The following is a 19,191-nucleotide window of genomic DNA, read 5'->3' as shown; positions in this document are numbered from 1 at the left end:
GCGGTGCCTGTTTCATTTGGGGGCGATGTTATTGTCCGACGGGAAGATCTCGTGACTGTCTGAATTCTTTCAGGGCGTCAAGGAAACGGGCGCGGTCCTCGTGGCCAAGATAATCGATATAATATTCAAGCCACGGCATAGCGGGATGGCTGGCAAGGATGGCGTTGATCTCGCTGACAGCCCCGATACCGTTTTCCGACCGACTGCAGGCCACGCTGATATTCATCAGACGGGGTAGCCCCTGAATGGGCAACGACAATGTGTCGGATGCATCCTTTGCCTGACGGCGATGGAACTCGATTTCAACCGGATAGGCCAGCATCCAGTCAATGCGACCTATTTCCAGCATCATCGGAAAGCTTGACTGGTTATCAGTGCGCAAAACATTTGGCGCATTAATCGCAGTTGCCAGAATGCTGTCAACTTCCGGTCCATAAGACCGGGCCTTTGCCAGTGCTGTATAGCGCGATGTATCGCCAAGCAGCGCGGCCAGATCGATCGTTCCGTTTGCCAGCATGTATGGTCGGAAGGAGTGGCGGGCGCTGCTTAGAACGACAACCGAAAGCGGCAGCAATGGTGCGACGGTGCCACTCATGGCGAAATCTTTTGCGCGTTCCGGGGTATGTTGGGTTCCGGGGATACAGATGGTTTTACCGCTTTCTCCCGCCGCGCGCATGGCATCATAGGCACTGCGCCGCGGCAGGATCTGCACCAGATGGTTATATTCGGGCATACGCGCGATAAACCAGTCCAGCATTTGCGCACCATAGCCGTTCAACCGACCCTCGACCTTTATGAAGCCCGGCGTGATGGCGTCTACGGCCCAGACAATATCCGTTCTGGTTTTCGCTGTTGATGGGGTCACGGGGGTAACAAGCAGCGGCAAAGTTTCCTGCGCTATTGCCGCAGGTATTTGCGAAACCAGCATTGCCGAAATTCCGGCAATTATGAGGGAACTGAAATAGCGACTGCACATACCAATATACCCGGTCGCCAATATGCGCGGGTCCGTGTTTTCATCCATGCTTATCCAAAAGTGGTGGGTCATCAGCATAGATCAATAGTCATACAATGGAAAATCGTGTTGCAGTCCGATTTAACCGAGGCAAAGGGGCTTGCATGTTGGATATCAGAAAGCGGATAGGTTTGGAAAACGGCCCGCAACACCCGGGCAGGCTTAGTCACTTTAGGATAGGGTGTTGTTTGGGGAGACATTGGGACGTGGTTTATTTTCTTGGCGTCAGAAGTGCCTCGAACTGTTTGGGGTCGATATAATGCGCCCGTGCCGCCACAAACCATTCGCGATCCTGAGGGGAAAGCCAGGCAGCATAAAAGTTGGTCCATGGCATGTCGGGATTGGTATCGACAATCTGGTTGATCCGGGAAATCGCCTGTTGGCCAGCCGGTGTTTTCGCACAGCCGATGGTCGCTTCAAGCAGGTTGGTATTGCCACGGATCGGCAATGATTTGATCATCTGGTTGGGTGCGATTTCCCGCCGGTAAAATTCCGCTTCGGACGGGAAATAGAATGTCCAGTCGATCCGGCCCAGTTCAAGAAGTTTCAAAAGCTTGCTATCATCGGCCACCGGCATGATTTGCGGGGCGTTGCGATATCTTTCGACATAATTGTCAATCAGTGTCCCGTAAGATCGCCCGATCCGAAGGGCGGTGGTCATATCCCCGTTCGCCATCAATTGGCCAAGCTGGATATGTCCTTCTTCGTCAAGGAAGGGTTTGAAATTTGCCTCGTCCTCCGCGCGGATGACGACGGAAATCGGCAGATGCAGCAGAATGGTCTTGGCAAAGCTGATATATTCGCGCCGTTCGTCGGTCGGGATCAGGGTCGTACTGCAACGGATATGACCGGGATGGTCATCGGCCGCCCCGTTGCGCATTTCCGCCAGAAGCCGCGCCAGAGGAACTTCCATGATTTCGTGCTGATAATCGTCAAGCCGCGCGGCAAACCAGTTCTGGGTATCGGAGGCATAACCGGTAAGTTTTCCATCTTCGGAAATGAAGGCTGGAGCGAAAGGCGGGACAGCCCAGGTCAGGATGCCCGGGGCATCAGCGTTAGCGACCGCTGCCATGAAGGGCAGGGCGACAAGTCCGATCAGACCGGATACGGCGCGATATTGGCGCCAACGCATCATCCGCAATCCCATGTTTTGTTCCCGAATATACAAGGATCGTTATTGTTTTGTGATCAGGATAGCGCCGAATTTATTAGCAAATTATGTAGGCTCTGCTATCCGAACGAAGGATTTCCCCTATCACTAGGTTTGGTCTTGAAACAGAAATTGCACTACCTCATGTGCAATAAGACCATTAGAATTTTCGATAAGGGAATCTGAGCGGAATTGCTGTTTGGTGATCCGTATGTTCCTCGCTACGATGCTGCTGACGGGGATAACGAAAAACAAGACGGCTTTCATTGCTATGAGGCGGTAATGACCTTTGACAGACGTCCGCCATGGCTCGTTGCCATTTTATCCGTTCCGGCCGCTCGTCTTGTGGCGATGGTGTTTGTCTTGTGCGGGCTTTCGGCATGGAAGCAAAGCCCCGCTCATGCGCAAACTGTCGATATCGTGACAACGCCGTTCCCACCCTATGTGGTTGTTAGCGAAGACAGCAATTATGTCTCTGGCCCTGCAGTCGATGTTGTAAGCCAGATCTGCAATGACGCGAATATAGAATGCCGGATTACTGCGCAACCTTGGGCACGCGCCTTTGCCGCAGCACAGGCCCAGCCCGATACCCTGATTTTCTGTATCGCCCGTCGTTCCGATCGGGAAGGCCTGTTTCGATGGGTTGGTACGGTTTCTCCGTATCATGTGCGACTATTTTCACTACGCGGTAGCGACGTGCCGGTGGGAACCAACTGGGACGCCTTGAAAACCTTCCGGATTGCCGGTCAGCTTAAGGACGTCAAGGCCGAGTTCCTGCAAAATCAGGGTTTTGACGTTGATTTCGTCCCTTCGGCCGAGGCGACCCTCCGGCTTCTTTATGCCGGTCGGGTTGATCTGGTGGCGGGGGATGCGCTTTCGCTGCCTTATCGGGCTGGAAGCCTTCAATACAATGTCGATCTTTTACAGGTCTCAGCCGAAATACCCGAACTTTCCAGCGAGCTTTATCTTGCCGCCAGCCGGTCAACCGATCCGAACATCGTTACCCGATTGGAAAATGCTTTGGGTGAGTTGAAGAAAAGCGGTGTTTATCAAAAGATATGGGCGCAATCCCTGCCCGAAGGTGTTCCTTCGAACTGATACATTCCGCCTTGTTGTGGCTTATGATCTTCCCTGTCTGTTCCCCCAAAAAGTGACCGGCCCCCAATGCGTGGCTGGGGGCCGGTCAAACCGCGCGGCGGGGTCGGGGGGGAATGTCGCGCGGTTTTTTCTGTTATGCCAGAGGTCGCCGGGTTTTACGCCCCGTGATCGGCCGATTGCGGTGTACCATCCCGGCCAAATTTTTCTGCTATTCGTACTTTCAGTTTCCGCCAGCCGATCCCCGCCTTGTGACGCATCATCAGCGCACAGGGGGTAAAGACCAGGGTCAGGACGGTGGCAAATGCCAGGCCAAACGCGATGGATGTCGAAAGCTGGACCCACCATTGAGTAGAGGGCGCACCAATCGACATCGAACGTTCGGCAAAGTCGATATTGATCTGCAACACCATCGGTACCAGACCAAGGATCGTGGTAACAGTGGTCAGCATCACAGGACGCAAACGCTGTGCCCCGGTTTGCAGGATGGCGGTTTCGATACTGTCGGCACTGTGTTTGAGCCGGTCAAACGTATCGATCAGAACGATGTTGTTGTTTACCACAATGCCGGCTAGTGCCACGACCCCGATCCCGTTCATGACAATTGAAAACGCCTGTCCGGTGATCATCAAGCCAAGGAACACACCAGCCGTTGACATCACAATCGCGATCATGATGAGAAGCGAACTGGATATGCTGTTGAACTGGGTTACAAGAATGACGAACATGATGAACAGAGCGACCGAAAAAGCGTTTTTCAGGAAGTCTGCAGATTTTTGCTGTTCTTCGTCCTGCCCCTTGAATTCGACCGAAACCCGTGGATCGATATCAAGGGTTTTCATCCATTCCTTGACCTCCTGGACCTTGGTGTCGACCAGAATGCCTTCGGCAACGTCGGCCTTCACCGTCAGGGCACGGCGGCTGTCAACGCGTGACAATGTGCCGGTTTTGGGCTTTGCCGTGCGTTTGACGAAATTCGCCAGTGGTACCAGACCCTTGTCGGTCACGATCTGAAGACTTTGCAGTTCTTCAAGCGATCTGTGTTCAGCCGGATAACGCCCGACAATGTCAATTTCCTCGGTCGAATCATCCGGACGATAGGTCGAAAAATTGATCCCGTTGGTTACCAGTTTGATCACATTGCCGATCTGGGTGATATCCGCCCCAAATTTCAAGGCCTGTGCACGGTCGACAGTATATTCCCAGTCAATGCCCGGGGGCGATTTGCCGTCTTCGAAATTGTAAAGACCGCCCATTTCCTGCAATCCGGTCATCAGCATGGTTGCGGTTTCATCCAGCGCGTCGGGATAAAGCGAGCGCAACTGGATCTGGACATCCTTGCCTTGTGGCGGGCCTGCTTCGGCGGCGCGAATTTCGATCTGTAATCCGGCGAGATCGGCCGTTTCTTCAAGGATGCGATGTTCGATCTCGGTCGCTTTCGGGCGCGATTGCCAGTCGGCATATTCAAGCTGGATGACACCGATCACGTCTTCGGGGGTATCGTTGCCGCCGCTGCTTGCACTGCGGCCCGAGCGGGCATAGACCGTATCAAACCAGTGTTCGCCTTCGTGCTTGGCATCAAGGCCCAGAATGCGGTCCTCGACTTCTTTGAGCAACGTATCCTGTTCATAGTAGGACATATTGCCGCGTGCACGTACCTGAACGGCGGCGACTTCGGGCTCGACCGCGGGGAAAAACTCCACCCCGCGACCAAATACCCCAAATGCCGCCCACACACCGATCAGGATGACAAATGCCATCGGCACAACCAGCCAATGCAACCGCAATGAACCTTTAAGCAGCCGGACATAAAAACCTGTTCCGCCCTTAAGGTCGCGCAAACGATCCATCCGGCCTGCGGCAACCGCGTCCAGTGCCTCGCTTGATGCCGAACCGGGCTTGCCAAACCATGCGCCCACCGTCGGCACAAAGATCAGGGCCATAACCAGCGATGCCGACAGGGTAAACAGAACCGTGATCGGCAGGAATTTCATGAACTCGCCGACGATATCGGGCCAGAATGCCAGCGGCAGGAAGGCCGCAAGCGTTGTTGCTGTGGATGCAATGATAGGCATCGCCATGCGTTTGGCCGCCAACGGATAGGCCTGCTTGCGCGGCAACCCGTCCAGCATCTTGCGATCAGCATATTCGGTTACAACAATTGCACCATCCACCAGCATCCCGACCGCAAGGATCAGACTGAACAGAACGACGATATTGACCGTCATGCCCAGAGCCCAAAGGATCAGGATAGCCGTCAGGAACGACCCCGGAATGGCAAGCCCTACCAAAAGTCCCGACCGCCAGCCCAGCGACCAGATCACCACCACCATCACCAGCAGGATCGCAAGGATCACACTGTTCTGAAGGTCGGTCAGCATGGTGCGGATATCTGATGATTTATCCTGCGAATAGCTGACGGTGACGTTGGGCGGGAAGGATTGGGCGGCGTCGGCGGTGACCGATTTGATGTTGTCAATCACATCAATGATGTTTTCGCCAACACGTTTGGAAACCTCGATTGCGATGGCCGACTGGCCGTTCAGACGGGCAAAGCTTTCGGCATCCTTGAAAGTCCTGCGGACTTCGCCGATATCGCGGAACCGGATGACGGAATCCCCGTCGACGACCAGCGGCATATCAAGGATATCATTGACCGTTTCAAACAGGCCGGGAACCTTGATGTTGAAACGGCCCGATCCCGTATCGATGGCACCTGCCGCCACCAGTGCGTTGGAATTGCGGACCAGCGAAACGATATCGACACCGTTCAGGCGATAGGCCTCGACCTTCATCGGGTCGATGACAAATTCGACCAGTTCCTCGCGGTCACCGGCAAGGTTGGCTTCAAGGACCGCAGGGATGCCTTCGATGTCATCTTTCAGATCGCGCGCCAGACGCAACAGGGTGCGTTCGGGCACTTCACCGGCAAGTGTCACGACCAGAACCGGGAACAGCGACAGGTTGACCTCGTGAACTTCGGGGTCGTCGGTTTCGTCGGGCAGTTCGGATTTGGCAATGTCGACCCGTTCACGCACATCGGCAAGCGCGTCGTCAATATCGACATCTGAATAGAATTCAAGCGTGACCGATGCGCCATCCTGATAGGATTGCGACGTCATTTCTTTCACACCCTCGATGGTGCGAAGTTCCTGTTCCATTGGACGCAGCAAAAGCCGTTCGGCATCTTCGGGCGAAATACCGTCATGATGCATCGACACATAAAGGACCGGAATCTGCACATCCGGGTCGGCTTCTTTGGGGATCGCGTTGTACCCCACCCAACCGGTCACCAAAAGCAGGATCAGGGTCAGGATAACGGTGCGCGAACGGTCAAGCGCAATATCAATGAGGGACATTCTTCTGTCTCCGGTTCCTCAATGCCACGCTTATCGCGCGACCGTTTCCTTGGGGGCTGCTGCCATGTCCTGCATCCCTTCGGACCCATTGTCTGCCTCAAGGCGGCTGACATCGACAGTCGCACCCTCCTTGACCCAGTCATGGCCGACAACGATCAGGTCGATCTTTTCTGGCAATCCGCCGATCCAGATACCGTCACGGTTCCCGCCCTGAAGCTGCACCGGATAAAACGCAACCTTGTCCTCATCGACAATTCCGCGCACGCCGACCTGGCCTTCGTCATTGAGTGTCAAAACCGACGGGACAACACGATGGGCCATCTTGGTGCCAATCGGGATTTGCAATTCCGAGGTCATGCCGTCAGGGATGCTCAGATCGGTGTTCTCGATTTCGACCTCGACCCGATAGGTCCGGGTTGAATTGTCTGAAACGCGGGAAACATACCGCACAACGCCATCGGCCTCGCGACCATCAAACAGCGTGATATTTGCGAGCTGTCCGTTCTGGATATCGCCAATCGAATGTTCGGGAACATGGGCAACTACCAGCATCGGGTCCGCCTGGATCAGGGTCGCGACCGGATCGCCAATCGACAGAAGATCACCGATTTCCGCCGGGCGGTCTTCGACGACACCGTCGAACGGGGCATGGATTTCGGTATGGGTCAGTTCGATCTGTGCGAGTTTCAAATCCGCGCGCGCCTCTTCCAGAAGCGCCTTGGTTTCCGCAACGCCGGTTTTCGAACGGTAATTCTTTTCTGCAAGGCTTTTGGCTGCACTGTTTTCAAGTTCGCGCTGGGCCACAAGGGCGCGCGCCTTTTCAACACGGGCCAAACGGTCTTCAACCGCCAGCTTGACCAGCAGGTCTCCTTTCTTCACCCGTTGTCCCTTGACCGCGCCGATCTGTTCGACGGTTGCATCGATCTGGGCACGGATTTCAACCGACACAACGGCTTCGGTGCGTCCCGAAATACGCAGCATATCGACATGTTCGACGGCTTCGCTGGTTCTGACGCGGACGGCGGCACGTGGGGCGTGCCCGGCTGATGGTGATTCCGTCGGAATCGGGGCGGCATTTTCGTCCATGCCGGATGCGGAAGTTTCCGCCGTCTCGGCCGGTTCGTCCCCGGCCAGTAATCCCGATCCAACCCAAAGTACAGCCCCAAGTGCAAGTACGATGGCGACAAGGCGTGAAGCATTCATGGTTCAATTCCCTCAGATATGCCCAAACGGAATGCGTGTGGCACTTGATACGGTGGCGCGTTCAGAGTGACCTTGCGGTTCTTGTTGTTGTTGTTTCTGGTATTGTTTTTATTCTTATCGACAGGTCAGGCTTTCTTGTCTTTGCGAGTTCGCAATTCCTCGATCAGTCCTGCCTTGTTCTGGCGGATGAAGTTAAGGGTCGCTTCGCACATCGCTTGTCCAAGTCCGGCAACAAAGCGGCACCCGGGGGTTGGTTGGCCGTCTTCATCGCGACCATGGGCGAGCGGACATTCATCCTTTCGCGGATTGTCCGGATCAATATCGATTTTCATCATTTCGTGACGGGCGGCGAATTCATCGATCAGGGCCTCAGTGAGCTCGATCGGCAATTCCTCGGCAAAGGTCAGCATGAACAGGATGTCGGACCGGTAACGATCCTCGCCCGGACGGGTCTGCAAAAGTGTCCGCAGGAATGTCCGGCGGCCTTCACTGGTCAGCTGGTAAACCTTTTTGTCGGGACGATTTTCCTGTTCGCGTTCGACAAAGGTTACCATGCCGTCCTGCGTCAGCTTGGTCAGGGCCGGATAGATCGAACCAAGAGACGCGATCTGAAAATGGCTGAAAGTACCATCTTCAAACATTTTGCGAATCTCGTATCCGGTTGCTTCACCACCCATCAGGGCGCCAAGGCACAAAGTGCGTACATCCATATTCTGTCCGGTATCCATCCTGTTATGCATCTCGATCCGATTGCCATTCCGGCGGGGGAAGATGCTGGAATGACTATATCAGTTCGATATATATCGATTCTTAGTATATCGAACTGATATAGTCAATTTAATACGCGTTGTAGTTTCATGACGATCGATGCAGGTGGTTTGTTACAAAACTGACGAATGTTTAATCATCCGTTTTGGGGTAGCCATACTGGTCCAAGAAGCAAACTGTCTGATTTCGCCTGTTCGGGCGTCCGGCTGTGCATTGTCGGACGCCGATTGTGTTTGTTTGTGCATATTGAAACGATATAGGACGATAATTCTTCATCCCGGCAAGGGGGCAATGCCGGGCTCCGATCAAACGGGATAAGACAGGTTCATGAACGACATATATGACTATCTTGATCTGATTGTGGCTGTAGCTGGCATCGCGCAGGCAGCATTCCTTTGCCTGCTGTTGCGTTCCGAGGGCGCGCGCGCGTTTCGCGCCAATCGCTGGATGATGCTTTTCCTGACGTCCGTGGCGTTCAACCTGTTCGAAGATGTCGCCGAGGTATTCTTTTCCCCGCAGAGCTATCAGGTTGTCGAAATGATATTCATTCCGGCAAATTTCCTGATTGCCCCGGCTGTTTATCTTTACTTCCGCGAAGTTTCGGGCGTCCCGTCACGTCAGCCTTGGGTACATTTTGTGTTGGCAGGTGTGGTTCTGAACCTCATGGCATGGTCGATCACCAATGGCATGCCCATTTCTGATAATTTCCAACATAGTTTTACTGTTCCTGCCGCCATCAGCAGTTTTTGCTGGTTTGCGATTTTCGCGCAGGCGGGGACTTATGTTTTGCTGATCTGGAAGGTGGCACATCGGTATTTTCGTCAGGCACAGGAACAGCTCGGAGCGGATCGCAACGCGATGCGCCGCTGGATGGCGGTCATTCTCGGTGGTGTGAGCCTGATCTTCCTGACGGCCCTTATGGGTAAGATTGCGGCATTTTTCTATGTTGAAGACCTGGCGATGTCGGGAACCGGGGTGGCATTTTTGCTACTGCTGTTCGCGCTTAGCTATGAGATTGCGACCCAGCCGGTTTTGTTTGTCATGCCCGATTGGCCGGGCGACGGTGAGGTGGATGAAGAGGACCTGACCGAACCAGTACACGGCTCGGAAAGCAATGCTGTTTCTGCGGCGGTTCCTGCTGCGCCTTCTCTGCCGGGTTCCGAGGTGGAACCGATTACACGGCCGTTGCTTGACGATGACGGTGTGGCATTGGCGCGAAGGCGGCTTGATGAGATTCGCAAGCGCGGAGATCTGCTGCTGGACCCGCTGGTTTCCCTTCCGAAGCTTGCCCGTGCCATCGGGGTTTCACCCAATCAGTTATCCTATGTTTTGAACCATCATATCGGGCAGAATTTCTTTGATTATGTCAATGGTGCGAGGATCGAGGAAGCCCGTGCAGTACTGATTGCCGAGCCGGACCGCACCATCCTGGATGTGGCGCTTAGTGTCGGTTTCAATTCGAAGTCGACCTTTAATCTGGCGTTCAAAAAGCTGACCGGGGATACGCCAAGTGCGGTGCGGGCGAACGCGCGGGCCGTCGCAGAATCGCAAGCGTCCGGAGTGACACCGGACGGGCCGGATGGGCAGGGCCGGACGTCGGACGCAGCGCAATAGAGCAGGGTTGGCAGGATTTCAAAACAGGAACCTGCCGACATGATCCAACCAAAAAACCATTTCAAGCCCAGCCATAATGCCAGTAGCAAACCCTGCGAAAACAATGACCGAAACACGGTCGTTCGAGACGGCAACGTCATAAACGCCGCCGAGCGCCATGATGATGGTCTTCGGAATGTGCAGCGTATCCGCAAGGGAACCTTGCGGATCGGCGGTCTGATGATGCTTCTTTTGGTGATGCTCGCACAGGCAAGCTGGCAACGCACAACAAACATCCATGATGTGATCGAGGCCACCGGGATTATCGCCATCATGATCTGCATCGTTGGGCGTGGCTGGTGCGTACTTTATATCGGCGGGCGCAAAAAGACCGAACTTGTGATGACCGGTCCCTATTCCCTATGCCGCAATCCGCTTTATCTGTTTTCGATCATCGGTGCATTCGGCGCAGGGGCGCAAAGCGGCAGCATTGTGATTGCCGGACTGTTTGCCATTGTCTGCTGGATTGTCCTGCGCGAGGTGACCCTGCGCGAGGAGGCGGTGTTAAAGCAGAGTTTCGGCCCGCGATATTACCGTTACCTGATTACGGTGCCACGATTTCGCCCGGCAACTTTCCGATGGCGCGATGAAAGCCCGCTGGTCTGTCAGCCACCCGTTTTCCTGCGCACCATTCGCGATGGCTGCTGGTTCCTGATCGCCGGGCCGCTGCTGGAGGGGGTAAAAGTCATGCAGGAACAGGGCTGGATCACGCCGCTGGTGTATTTGCCCTAATGCTGGCTGGCGCCACCATTGGCAATCGGTGGTTTGGCGGGGGTGCCCGGCCTGCCAAGAAGGGCTTCGCGTTCTTCCTCGCGCAGCGGATCGGCATCAAGAACCAGTGCCGCATCAAGGGCGGCGGGATCGACAATCAGGATTTCTTCCTCCATGTCGCGGCTGCCTTCGACCAGAACCGGCATGCGGCATTCGATCTTTTTGTAGGACCGGGTGGCGGCCATCGCATCAAGTTCCTCAGTGGTTTCGACCTCGTAAATGCCGGGTGGAAATAGCCGGTCATGCCCGGTCAGACGAAACGGGTGATAGAAGGTAACACTGCGATGCGTGGTGCGGGTGATCGTCATGATCATGGCTCCTTCGGGCTTCCGGAATGGACCAAAGGCCAAGCTTCCGGCAGTTTCGCGCGACCGTGTAACGAGCGGATCTAATCCGCTCCTGCTCGCCCCAAAACAGCATGATTGCCGGTCTTTATGTGCGTCCTGCGCGAGAAGTCAAACCGGCTTTCTCTCTTAAATATGGTGAGTGCCCCGCAATTTCGCAAATGGGGGGCTGTTTGGCGGGATATGGGGGACGAAATAAGAAAAAATGCGGCAGGCATTCAGTTAGTGATCTGGCGGGTTCACATCCATAGGAGAGCAATGTGCCCGCCCTATTGCATAAAGCGACAGCTGCAAATCACACCCCGCGCAGGTTGCCCCAGACATGGACGTGCCATTGCGGCAGGACACGGATGTTAAACCAGCCGCGTTCTGATACCTGATCCACCAGCCAGCGATAGCGTTCCGTCAGTCCCGCAATATCAACGCCATTCGCCCCGTCCGGGTGTGGCTCGGCAGGTGTGGTATTGACCGGTTGCAGGCAGACCGGGATATCGGGGTGCAGTTTGCGGACATGGTCGGCAAACATCAGATCGGCATCATCGCGGACCGGGAATTTAAGCGTGATCGCCGGACCGTCAAGCACGCCGTTGGCGCGCGCAGCATTAATGCAGGCGGCAAGGGCGCGCGGGTCAAAATCGGTACTGCTGCTTGGTGGTTTGGGGCTTAGCGTCAGGTAATCAAGATCGGCAAACCAGTCACGAGCGATGCTGCCCTGGGTTTCGATGGCAAAGGTAAAGCTATCGCGTTTGCCAAGCGCAATCAACCCGCCTAACGGCTGGATCGCCGGGTTGCCACCCGAAAGGGTCACAAGGATCGGCTTGCCACCCGAAAGGGTGCGGACGCGATCCATGACCTCGGCCGCCGTATGCGGTTTCCAGTCGGCGCGAAAGGCCGGATCGACGGCATAAAGCGTATCGCACCATGAACAGCGAAAATCGCATCCCCCGGTGCGGACAAACACCGTCGGCATGCCGATCAGCGCCCCTTCGCCCTGCACGGTCGGCCCGAAAATTTCCGATATGCGGATTTTATCGGATGCCAGCTCCGCTCCAAGCTCTGGCGCAAGTTCCGTCCCGCTCATGGCCGGTATTCCGCCCAGGTTTTCGGGGTTTCGGAAACCCGTACCGCGCTGACTTCGGGCCAGCGGTCATGCGCCCATTCGTAAAAGAAAAGGGCAAGCCGTTCGGCGGTGGCGTGATCGTGGCCAAGGACCTCGTTCAGGTGTCGGTGATCGAATTCATCATCGATCATTTTCTTGAGCGGGCCGAGTTCACGGTAATCGCGCACGAACCCCCGCGCATCAAGCTCCGCACCGCGAAGCTCGACTTCGACAATGTAATTATGCCCGTGCAGGCGCGCGCACGGGTGATCGGCATCAAGCCCGGCCAATTGATGGCTGGCGGAAAAGGCGAATTGTTTGGTGATGGTAAACATCATAATGGCTTTCGATACGGCGCGCCCGTGCCCGCGATACGACGGAGGGCTTGCGGCCGGGTTGTGTCTGTGAGTCTGCGGTGCGAAAGACTGGGCTCCCGCCTGCGCGGGAGTGACGGTTTTGGGGGGATTACCTTACCTTCGTCATGCCCGCGAAAGCGGGCATCCATCGTGCCCCACCATGCTTGGTCCAGCGGCTTTTAGTCCCCGGAAGGTTGCACTTCCGCCTCTGTTCCAAGGCTGCGCGCCATATGCTCCGCCCTTGCCTGTTTCCAGTAATCGCGATCGACATAAACCGTCGGATCGGGCACACGGGCAAGTTCAAGCGCCTCACGCCGCTCGACACAGGTGCCGCATCGCCCGCAATGGGTTTCACCCCCCTTGTAGCACGACCATGTGCGATCAATCGGCACGCCAAGACGCGCGGCTTCGGCGGCGATATCGGCCTTTGATCCGCGGAGGAACGGGGTATAAAGCGACACGTCGCGCACACCCTCAAGGGCGTGGTTCTGCATCGTCTGGAACGATTTGATGAAATCGGGACGGCAATCGGGATAGATGAAATGATCCCCGCCATGAACGGCCGCTGCTACTGCATCCGCCCCGGCCGACGCCGCAGCCCCGAACGCAACCGCAAGCATGATGGCATTGCGGTTGGGCACAACGGTGATGCGCATGGTTTCTTCGGCATAATGGCCGTCGGGCACATCGATATCATCAGATGTCAGTGACGACCCGGTCAGGAGTGCGCCAACCGGTGTCAGATCAACAATGTGATGTTTGACGCCAAGATCGCGTGCGGCACGCGCCGCGTAATCAAGTTCCTTTTTATGGCGTTGGCCATAATCGAACGAAATCAGGGAATGCAGTTTATGCTCGGCCGCAACCTTATGGGCCAGCGTGACGGAATCCAGCCCGCCAGAACAGACGACAATCGTCTTCATATGTCATGTCTTTCGTGTTTTTAACCTGGTGCTACGACAGGGGAAGGAAACATCCCTTCCAAGGCGCGCGGTTTGACACGAAGGATCACGGAAATCAAGGGAAAAACGCCGTTTTGCGTAGGGGCTTACCCCTTCACCCCGGCAAGTACATGAAAACAAATCGGAACCTGAAAATACCCGTCCGTCACATAAGGACGGAGCGCTTCGAACATTGCGGCATCAATCGCCCCGCGTTCCGCATCCGACGCTTTGCGCAATTGCGGCCCAAACAGCATTTCCATCTGCGGCTTCCAGAATGCCGCGCGTTCCGGGATGCGCCCGGCGGGACTATGGGTGGTGATTGTGACATCGCCAAACCCGGCCCGTGCCATGAGCGAAGTCGCCGACGCGGGATCGGCAAAGCCAAACAGATCAAGCCCCGCATCGTCAAACCCGGTCCCCAGCATATTGCCCAGAACCCCGTCCATGGCGGCAAATAACGGATTATCGACCAGCGGTGCCCACAACATGAAAGCCGCCCGGCCACCGGTACGCAACATCTGGTTGGCTTCGCCAAGGGCGGCATCGGGATCATGGCAAAACATCACACCAAACCGGCACGAAATCGCATCCATCGTCCCCGCCCCAAAGGGCAGCTTTTCCATATTAGCCGCAACCACCGACAGATTGCCAATCCCCTCGGCCCCGGCGCGTTCCGCCAAACCGGAACACATGCCCGGCACGATGTCCGATGCGATCACTTGGCCGTGCAGGGCGGGATCATCTTCGCTAGCCAGCATCCTCGCAATCCCGAAGGCCGGTTCCCCAACCCCAGACGCCAGATCAAGCACAATCAGGTCTTTCCCGCCAGCGGCCTGCGCCAAAGCTGGCAGATCGAGTGCTTCGACCAGATGTCGATTGATCTTTTGTGCCGCGGGGGCGAGTTGATCTGCCCAATTCAGCCAGTCTGAGGAGAGGTGGTGCCAAGTGTTTGTCGATTTCATTTGTTGAATACTATCTTTAAGGGTGGAATTTTTACTCTTGTATAGCTTATGCCGAAGGGGATTTTTTTGTTTTATATTTTGGTGTGTTTTGTTCTACTTTGTTTCAAGTATCTAATTAATTAAATTACGAGGGCTTTATGCAAGGGTTCTACGCGCGTTTAAGAGATAAAAGAAAAGATGACGATAGTCTGGCTGAATGTATTGAAAGGGTAGTAAATCAGTTAGAGAAAGTTTCGACTTCTGGCGATAGACCTGGAATGCTTTTGGGGAAAATTCAGTCGGGAAAGACTAGAGGCTTTGTTGGCGTTATCGCAAGAGCTTTTGATCGTGGTTTCGATATCGCAATCGTTCTTACAAAAGGAACCAAAACTCTATCTGCACAAACGGTTGCACGGCTGAGTTCTGATTTTGATGAGTTCATTGATGAAGATGAGCTTCTGGTTTTAGATATAATGAAGCTTCCGGGGCGGCTAACGAAAAGTGAACTAGGTAGAAAAGTTGTAGTCGTTGCAAAGAAACAAACAAAGAATTTAGAGAGATTGATAAGTTTCATGGAAAACCATGAGGCTTTACATGGGAGGAAAGTTCTTCTCGTCGATGACGAGGCCGATTTGGCAAGCGTTAGATTTGTCCGTAAACAAGGTAAGGGTGATATTGAGCAAGGAAAGATTGCAGATCAGATGGATGAAATTAGAAGGATGACAGATAAAGGAGTCGCCTTTTTACAAGTAACTGCAACCCCGTACTCACTATATCTGCAGCCCGAAGGTTACGAAAACATAAATTCGAATAACTTCGTTTTTAAGCCAAAGAAACCGGCATTCACGGAGTTGCTGCCAATTCACAGTGGTTACATCGGCGGTGACGATTACTTCGGTGGTCATTTGGAAGACGATCCTCGTCATTACCTAATTGTCGATGTTGATGCGAATGAGCAGGACGCGCTTCGGAAGGCCGATAAAAGAAGAATACACCCTGATAAAGTCTTTGAGAGTCCAAACACAGCAGGATTAAGGCGAGCAATCGTGACGTTCGTTGTTGCTGTCTGTGTCCGGCGTTGGCAGCAAAGTGAAATGGGCGAGAAGCGGCAAAAATACGCCATGATCATTCACAATGATACTCAAAAGTCCGCTCATTCATGGCAGGAACAAGTTATCGATTGGATATTTAATAGCCTAATCGAAAAAGCTGAAAGTGATCCTGCGAGCTTAAAGCCTTTGTTCAGAGAGGCATACGATGATTTGTACGCATCTGTTGGTGCGGACAAAGGTAGAATGCCAAGTGAGGATGTTTCTTTCACTCAGTTTATAGAGGCGATATTGAGCGACTCCTTTGTAAAGGAGACTGTTAATTCTGATAAAGATGTTATGAATCTTCTGGATGAAAAGGCAGAACTCAAGCTTCGGACACCTTTTAACATATATGTTGGAGGTAATATTCTGGATAGGGGTATTACCATTCCTAATTTGATCTCCTTCTATTATGGAAGGAACCCAAGAATGATGCAGGCCGATACGGTTCTGCAACATTCACGGATGTATGGAGCGAGAAAGCGGTCAGACTTAGCTGTTACCCGGTTCTATACTTCGGACGATGTATATAATAGATTGTATACGATTAATGAGTTTGAAAATGCCTTACGAGAGGCGTTTGAAACTGGAGCCCACGATTGTGGAGTTGTTTTCATTCAAACAGATGCAGACCGAAAGGTACGTCCCTGTGCGCCGAATAAAATACAATTAAGCGATGTTGTTGCAATTCGTCCTAACGGTATTCTTCTTCCAACTGGTTTCAACGTTCAAACTGGTCAGAAGATGGTAAATTTGCAAAAGCGGTTAAATGATCTAATCCGTGACGAATGGCGTGATTCTCATGATTTGGTTGCGCTTAATAGAGACAGTGCGTTCGAAATTATCGATTTGTGTCAAAAAACTATGAAATTTCCCATTTCTGAATTTGAATGGGACGCTATGAAAGGCCTAATAGACTATTTTTCTGACGTAGCCGGTCAGTCAGATGAGCTTTTTCTACTAGCAGAAACAGGTCGTAAATTAGGACGGGAAAAATCGGGTGACAAATCAGGGCTGTCTATTCTTGGTCCTGCACTTCGCAATAGGGTTGTCGATCCTGGCAGTAAAAAATGTGTTCTTGTTATGTTGCAGCAACAAGGAGATGTTGACAAAGGGTGGGGTGGGACACCGTTTTGGTGGCCTATTCTGATCGCACCCGGCAACATTGAACCATGCGTATTTGCAAGGAAAACGGCAAAGTAAGATTGGGGCAACTTTTAGTTGTTCTCACGCTAAGGTTTTGTTGTGGTTTCCTTGGTATCGAAATAAATTCTAAAATCTTTTAAAAGCAACAATACGGAGAATCTCCGTGTTGTTGCTTGTTTCTGTGTAACCTTTTGCACAGATTATGGGGTCATTGATGAGTACGTTTGCCGAATTTTTCGCTGGTGGGGGCATGGCTAGGTCTGGCCTAGGTCCAGATTGGGCATGTTTGTTTGCAAATGACAAAGATAAAAAGAAAGTGGCATCCTACCAACTTAATTGGGGCAATGCCGAGATTACAGACAAAGATGTGAAAGAGGTATCATCTACAGATATTATTGGTGAAATAGACTTGGTTTGGGCATCCTTTCCATGCCAAGATTTGTCTTTAGCAGGTGGTGGTGCTGGTCTTAAAGGTGAGCATTCGGGTACATTCTATCCATTCTGGAAAGTTATAGAACAACTGATCTTGGAAGAACGTTCGCCTAAAATTATTGTTTTGGAGAATGTGCTGGGAACCCTGTCTTCCCATGATGGAGAGGATTTTAGGGCAATCTGCCGCTCATATAAAAAGTCGGGTTATTGCTTCGGCGCTGTGGTCGTCGATGCTTCACTGTTTGTGCCTCAGTCACGAAAGCGATTGTTCATGATTGGGGTAAAAAACGATATTGGTTTGAATGAAGCTCTTGTCTCACCTGAACCTATCGAGCCATTCCATACTAAACGTCTGAGACAGGCCGTTAATCAATTAGATCCTAATTGTAGAGATAGTTTCGTTTGGTGGAATGTGCCAACTCCTCCACACAGAAATGTAACATTCGCAGACATAATTGAAGATCGCCCAACAGGCGTTGTCTGGCACTCAGAAGCGGAGACCGCACGATTGCTAGAGTTAATGACACCCGTCAATTTGGCTAAGGTGACAGCAGCACAGCGCTCTGAGCGAAGGATGGTAGGGGGGGTTTACCGGCGAATGCGTAAAGATGCAGATGGAAATAAAGTTCAGAGGGCTGAAGTCCAGTTTAGTGACGTTGCGGGATGTTTACGTACACCTCGCGGAGGCTCTAGTCGGCAAACTTTGCTGATCGTAGATGGTCAAAATATCCGATCTCGGCTCATTTCGACGAGAGAGACTGCACGTTTGATGGGGCTTGATGATACTTATAAGCTCCCTGAGAACTATAACGAGGCCTACCATCTTACGGGTGACGGTGTTGTTGCGCCCGTTGTTAGGCACTTGGCCCATCATCTATTTGAGCCCTTATTAAGCTACTGATTTGTTGTCATTTAGTCCTTTTTTAGTTTCATACTTTTGGGTCAAGTAATTATAGATATCTAACTTCTTCTGAAAGATTCGGTGACGCCTAACTCTATAAAAGGGGCTCCCAAAGGGAATGACAATCTGTCATTCAATCACCGCACAAGCAATCCGATCCCCGGCATCGCCTGAGGGCTGGGATTTATAGTCGTCCGCCCCGGCATGGATGATGACGGCTTTGCCGTGGATGTCGGTTTCGCCGGTGCCGTCAAAGCGCACGGCGTTATTGAGGATCTGGGCGTAAAGTTCGCCCTTGTCATTGACATACTGGTTCATTATGTCGCCCGCATGCGGGCCATCGGCGAATTCATGGCCGTGGGATTTGTTCGTCGGGTTGAAATGGCCGCCAGCGGATTTAAAGTCGCCCTGCGCATCGCATTCCCCGTTTTCATGGATATGAAACGCCACCCACTGCCCGGGCGGAAGTTCGCGAAGTTCGATCTTCAGGATCGCGGCATCCGGCACGCCATTGACGGTCAGTGTTCCGATTTCCGCACCACTTGCATTGATAAAGCTTGATTGGGCTTCCTCGCCCGCCCTGGCATGGCCGGGCACAAGTGCCATCGCTGCACCAAGGGCTAGAAGTGCTGCCGTGGCGGCGGTCGCCAGTGCCATGCGGTGGGCATTGTTGACGTTTGTGGCGGTGGGAATGGCAGCGACATTTGATTTCGGGCGGCAGATGTTTTCGCGATGGAACATGGGAAATCCTCTGCTGTTGCGGGCGGGCCCGTGGGCGGCATGGTGCCGGCTTGGCCGTTCTTTGAAAAACTGTCTTTGTAAAACTGGTGAGGTCGGGCTTTGTTCCGTAAATCTTTGGTTTTTTGGTTGAATTGCGACCGGAGTATTGACGGGGTTTGAGGCTATTTTGTGGGGCGGTATGG

General features: G+C 53.3%; 16 protein-coding genes. 5 read left to right on the top strand and 11 right to left on the bottom strand.

Features of this window, described 5'->3' with window-relative positions; translation table 11 throughout:
* Positions 1-28: 28 nt before the first annotated feature.
* Together AUP42_RS17295 and AUP42_RS17290 are read right to left on the bottom strand one after the other, a co-directional pair.
* On the bottom strand, positions 29-928 hold the full coding sequence (locus AUP42_RS17295) for a hypothetical protein (protein WP_062952819.1): 900 nt from the start codon (positions 926-928) through the stop codon (positions 29-31).
* A 298-nt stretch (positions 929-1,226) separates the two neighbouring features.
* Entirely contained in the window at positions 1,227-2,150 is a 924-nt protein-coding gene (locus AUP42_RS17290; RefSeq protein ID WP_231858331.1) for a transporter substrate-binding domain-containing protein, read from the bottom strand.
* Between the two features lie 297 nt (positions 2,151-2,447).
* Between AUP42_RS17290 and AUP42_RS17285 the strand changes: the two genes are divergently transcribed.
* Positions 2,448-3,263, top strand: coding sequence for a substrate-binding periplasmic protein (locus AUP42_RS17285; protein WP_156484647.1), 816 nt, complete (start codon positions 2,448-2,450; stop codon positions 3,261-3,263).
* Positions 3,264-3,418: 155 nt separating this feature from the next.
* On the opposite strand, the gene AUP42_RS17280 is transcribed toward AUP42_RS17285, so the two are convergent.
* The 3 genes from AUP42_RS17280 to AUP42_RS17270 form a co-directional block, all read right to left on the bottom strand.
* Positions 3,419-6,619, bottom strand: coding sequence for an efflux RND transporter permease subunit (locus AUP42_RS17280; RefSeq protein ID WP_062952816.1), 3,201 nt, complete (start codon positions 6,617-6,619; stop codon positions 3,419-3,421).
* A gap of 30 nt (positions 6,620-6,649) precedes the next feature.
* Complete coding sequence (locus AUP42_RS17275) at positions 6,650-7,822, bottom strand: efflux RND transporter periplasmic adaptor subunit (protein ID WP_062952815.1); 1,173 nt, start codon at positions 7,820-7,822, stop codon at positions 6,650-6,652.
* A 125-nt stretch (positions 7,823-7,947) separates the two neighbouring features.
* Positions 7,948-8,532 (bottom strand): PadR family transcriptional regulator, encoded by a 585-nt coding sequence (locus tag AUP42_RS17270; protein WP_231858330.1) that lies wholly within the window; start codon positions 8,530-8,532, stop codon positions 7,948-7,950.
* Between the two features lie 385 nt (positions 8,533-8,917).
* Here AUP42_RS17270 and AUP42_RS17265 point away from each other — a divergent pair, with 385 nt between their 5' ends.
* Together AUP42_RS17265 and AUP42_RS17260 are read left to right on the top strand one after the other, a co-directional pair.
* A complete protein-coding gene (locus tag AUP42_RS17265; protein WP_062952813.1) occupies positions 8,918-10,204 on the top strand; it encodes a helix-turn-helix domain-containing protein in 1,287 nt (428 codons plus the stop codon).
* Positions 10,205-10,243: 39 nt separating this feature from the next.
* The gene (locus AUP42_RS17260; RefSeq protein ID WP_082824827.1) at positions 10,244-10,975 is read left to right on the top strand and encodes a methyltransferase family protein; all 732 of its coding nucleotides are present in this window, start codon (positions 10,244-10,246) and stop codon (positions 10,973-10,975) included.
* Here AUP42_RS17260 and AUP42_RS17255 read toward each other — a convergent pair.
* From AUP42_RS17255 to AUP42_RS17235, 5 genes are all read right to left on the bottom strand, one after another.
* Positions 10,972-11,322 carry a hypothetical protein gene (locus tag AUP42_RS17255; RefSeq protein ID WP_062953002.1) on the bottom strand — a complete coding sequence of 117 codons (351 nt, stop codon included), beginning with the start codon at positions 11,320-11,322 and terminating at the stop codon, positions 10,972-10,974. The two genes, AUP42_RS17260 and AUP42_RS17255, sit on opposite strands and share 4 nt — an antisense overlap.
* 331 nt (positions 11,323-11,653) lie before the next feature.
* Positions 11,654-12,439 carry a 7-carboxy-7-deazaguanine synthase QueE gene (gene queE / locus AUP42_RS17250; protein WP_062952812.1) on the bottom strand — a complete coding sequence of 262 codons (786 nt, stop codon included), beginning with the start codon at positions 12,437-12,439 and terminating at the stop codon, positions 11,654-11,656.
* The gene (gene queD / locus AUP42_RS17245) at positions 12,436-12,795 is read right to left on the bottom strand and encodes a 6-carboxytetrahydropterin synthase QueD (protein ID WP_231858329.1); all 360 of its coding nucleotides are present in this window, start codon (positions 12,793-12,795) and stop codon (positions 12,436-12,438) included. Before queD ends, queE begins: the two co-directional genes overlap by 4 nt.
* Before the next feature lie 197 nt (positions 12,796-12,992).
* Positions 12,993-13,736: a 7-cyano-7-deazaguanine synthase QueC gene (queC, locus tag AUP42_RS17240; protein ID WP_062952811.1), complete on the bottom strand. Its 744-nt coding sequence runs from the start codon at positions 13,734-13,736 to the stop codon at positions 12,993-12,995.
* A 125-nt stretch (positions 13,737-13,861) separates the two neighbouring features.
* Entirely contained in the window at positions 13,862-14,719 is an 858-nt protein-coding gene (locus tag AUP42_RS17235; RefSeq protein WP_062952810.1) for a class I SAM-dependent methyltransferase, read from the bottom strand.
* 137 nt (positions 14,720-14,856) lie between these two features.
* Between AUP42_RS17235 and AUP42_RS17230 the strand changes: the two genes are divergently transcribed.
* Together AUP42_RS17230 and AUP42_RS17225 are read left to right on the top strand one after the other, a co-directional pair.
* A complete protein-coding gene (locus AUP42_RS17230; protein WP_062952809.1) occupies positions 14,857-16,992 on the top strand; it encodes a Z1 domain-containing protein in 2,136 nt (711 codons plus the stop codon).
* A 157-nt stretch (positions 16,993-17,149) separates the two neighbouring features.
* Positions 17,150-18,268 carry a DNA cytosine methyltransferase gene (locus AUP42_RS17225; RefSeq protein WP_062952808.1) on the top strand — a complete coding sequence of 373 codons (1,119 nt, stop codon included), beginning with the start codon at positions 17,150-17,152 and terminating at the stop codon, positions 18,266-18,268.
* A 129-nt stretch (positions 18,269-18,397) separates the two neighbouring features.
* On the opposite strand, the gene AUP42_RS17220 is transcribed toward AUP42_RS17225, so the two are convergent.
* A complete protein-coding gene (locus AUP42_RS17220; RefSeq protein WP_197468309.1) occupies positions 18,398-19,009 on the bottom strand; it encodes a superoxide dismutase family protein in 612 nt (203 codons plus the stop codon).
* Between the last annotated feature and the right edge of the window lie 182 nt (positions 19,010-19,191).

It is taken from the genome of Thalassospira lucentensis (genome assembly GCF_001613805.1).
In the GTDB taxonomy this organism is placed as follows: Bacteria; Pseudomonadota; Alphaproteobacteria; order Rhodospirillales; family Thalassospiraceae; genus Thalassospira; species Thalassospira lucentensis_A.
Note: the sequence above shows the minus strand (reverse complement) of the source record. Positions and strands in the feature narration are given on the sequence as shown.

Coding starts and splice junctions, on each gene's coding strand:
- AUP42_RS17295 (WP_062952819.1), bottom strand. CDS start 928: ATGCTGGTTTCGCAAATACCTGCGGCAATAGCGCAGGAAACTTTGCCG.
- AUP42_RS17290 (WP_231858331.1), bottom strand. CDS start 2,150: ATGATGCGTTGGCGCCAATATCGCGCCGTATCCGGTCTGATCGGACTT.
- AUP42_RS17285 (WP_156484647.1), top strand. CDS start 2,448: ATGACCTTTGACAGACGTCCGCCATGGCTCGTTGCCATTTTATCCGTT.
- AUP42_RS17280 (WP_062952816.1), bottom strand. CDS start 6,619: ATGTCCCTCATTGATATTGCGCTTGACCGTTCGCGCACCGTTATCCTG.
- AUP42_RS17275 (WP_062952815.1), bottom strand. CDS start 7,822: ATGAATGCTTCACGCCTTGTCGCCATCGTACTTGCACTTGGGGCTGTA.
- AUP42_RS17270 (WP_231858330.1), bottom strand. CDS start 8,532: ATGGATGTACGCACTTTGTGCCTTGGCGCCCTGATGGGTGGTGAAGCA.
- AUP42_RS17265 (WP_062952813.1), top strand. CDS start 8,918: ATGAACGACATATATGACTATCTTGATCTGATTGTGGCTGTAGCTGGC.
- AUP42_RS17260 (WP_082824827.1), top strand. CDS start 10,244: ATGATCCAACCAAAAAACCATTTCAAGCCCAGCCATAATGCCAGTAGC.
- AUP42_RS17255 (WP_062953002.1), bottom strand. CDS start 11,322: ATGACGATCACCCGCACCACGCATCGCAGTGTTACCTTCTATCACCCG.
- queE (WP_062952812.1), bottom strand. CDS start 12,439: ATGAGCGGGACGGAACTTGCGCCAGAGCTTGGAGCGGAGCTGGCATCC.
- queD (WP_231858329.1), bottom strand. CDS start 12,795: ATGATGTTTACCATCACCAAACAATTCGCCTTTTCCGCCAGCCATCAA.
- queC (WP_062952811.1), bottom strand. CDS start 13,736: ATGAAGACGATTGTCGTCTGTTCTGGCGGGCTGGATTCCGTCACGCTG.
- AUP42_RS17235 (WP_062952810.1), bottom strand. CDS start 14,719: ATGAAATCGACAAACACTTGGCACCACCTCTCCTCAGACTGGCTGAAT.
- AUP42_RS17230 (WP_062952809.1), top strand. CDS start 14,857: ATGCAAGGGTTCTACGCGCGTTTAAGAGATAAAAGAAAAGATGACGAT.
- AUP42_RS17225 (WP_062952808.1), top strand. CDS start 17,150: ATGAGTACGTTTGCCGAATTTTTCGCTGGTGGGGGCATGGCTAGGTCT.
- AUP42_RS17220 (WP_197468309.1), bottom strand. CDS start 19,009: ATGTTCCATCGCGAAAACATCTGCCGCCCGAAATCAAATGTCGCTGCC.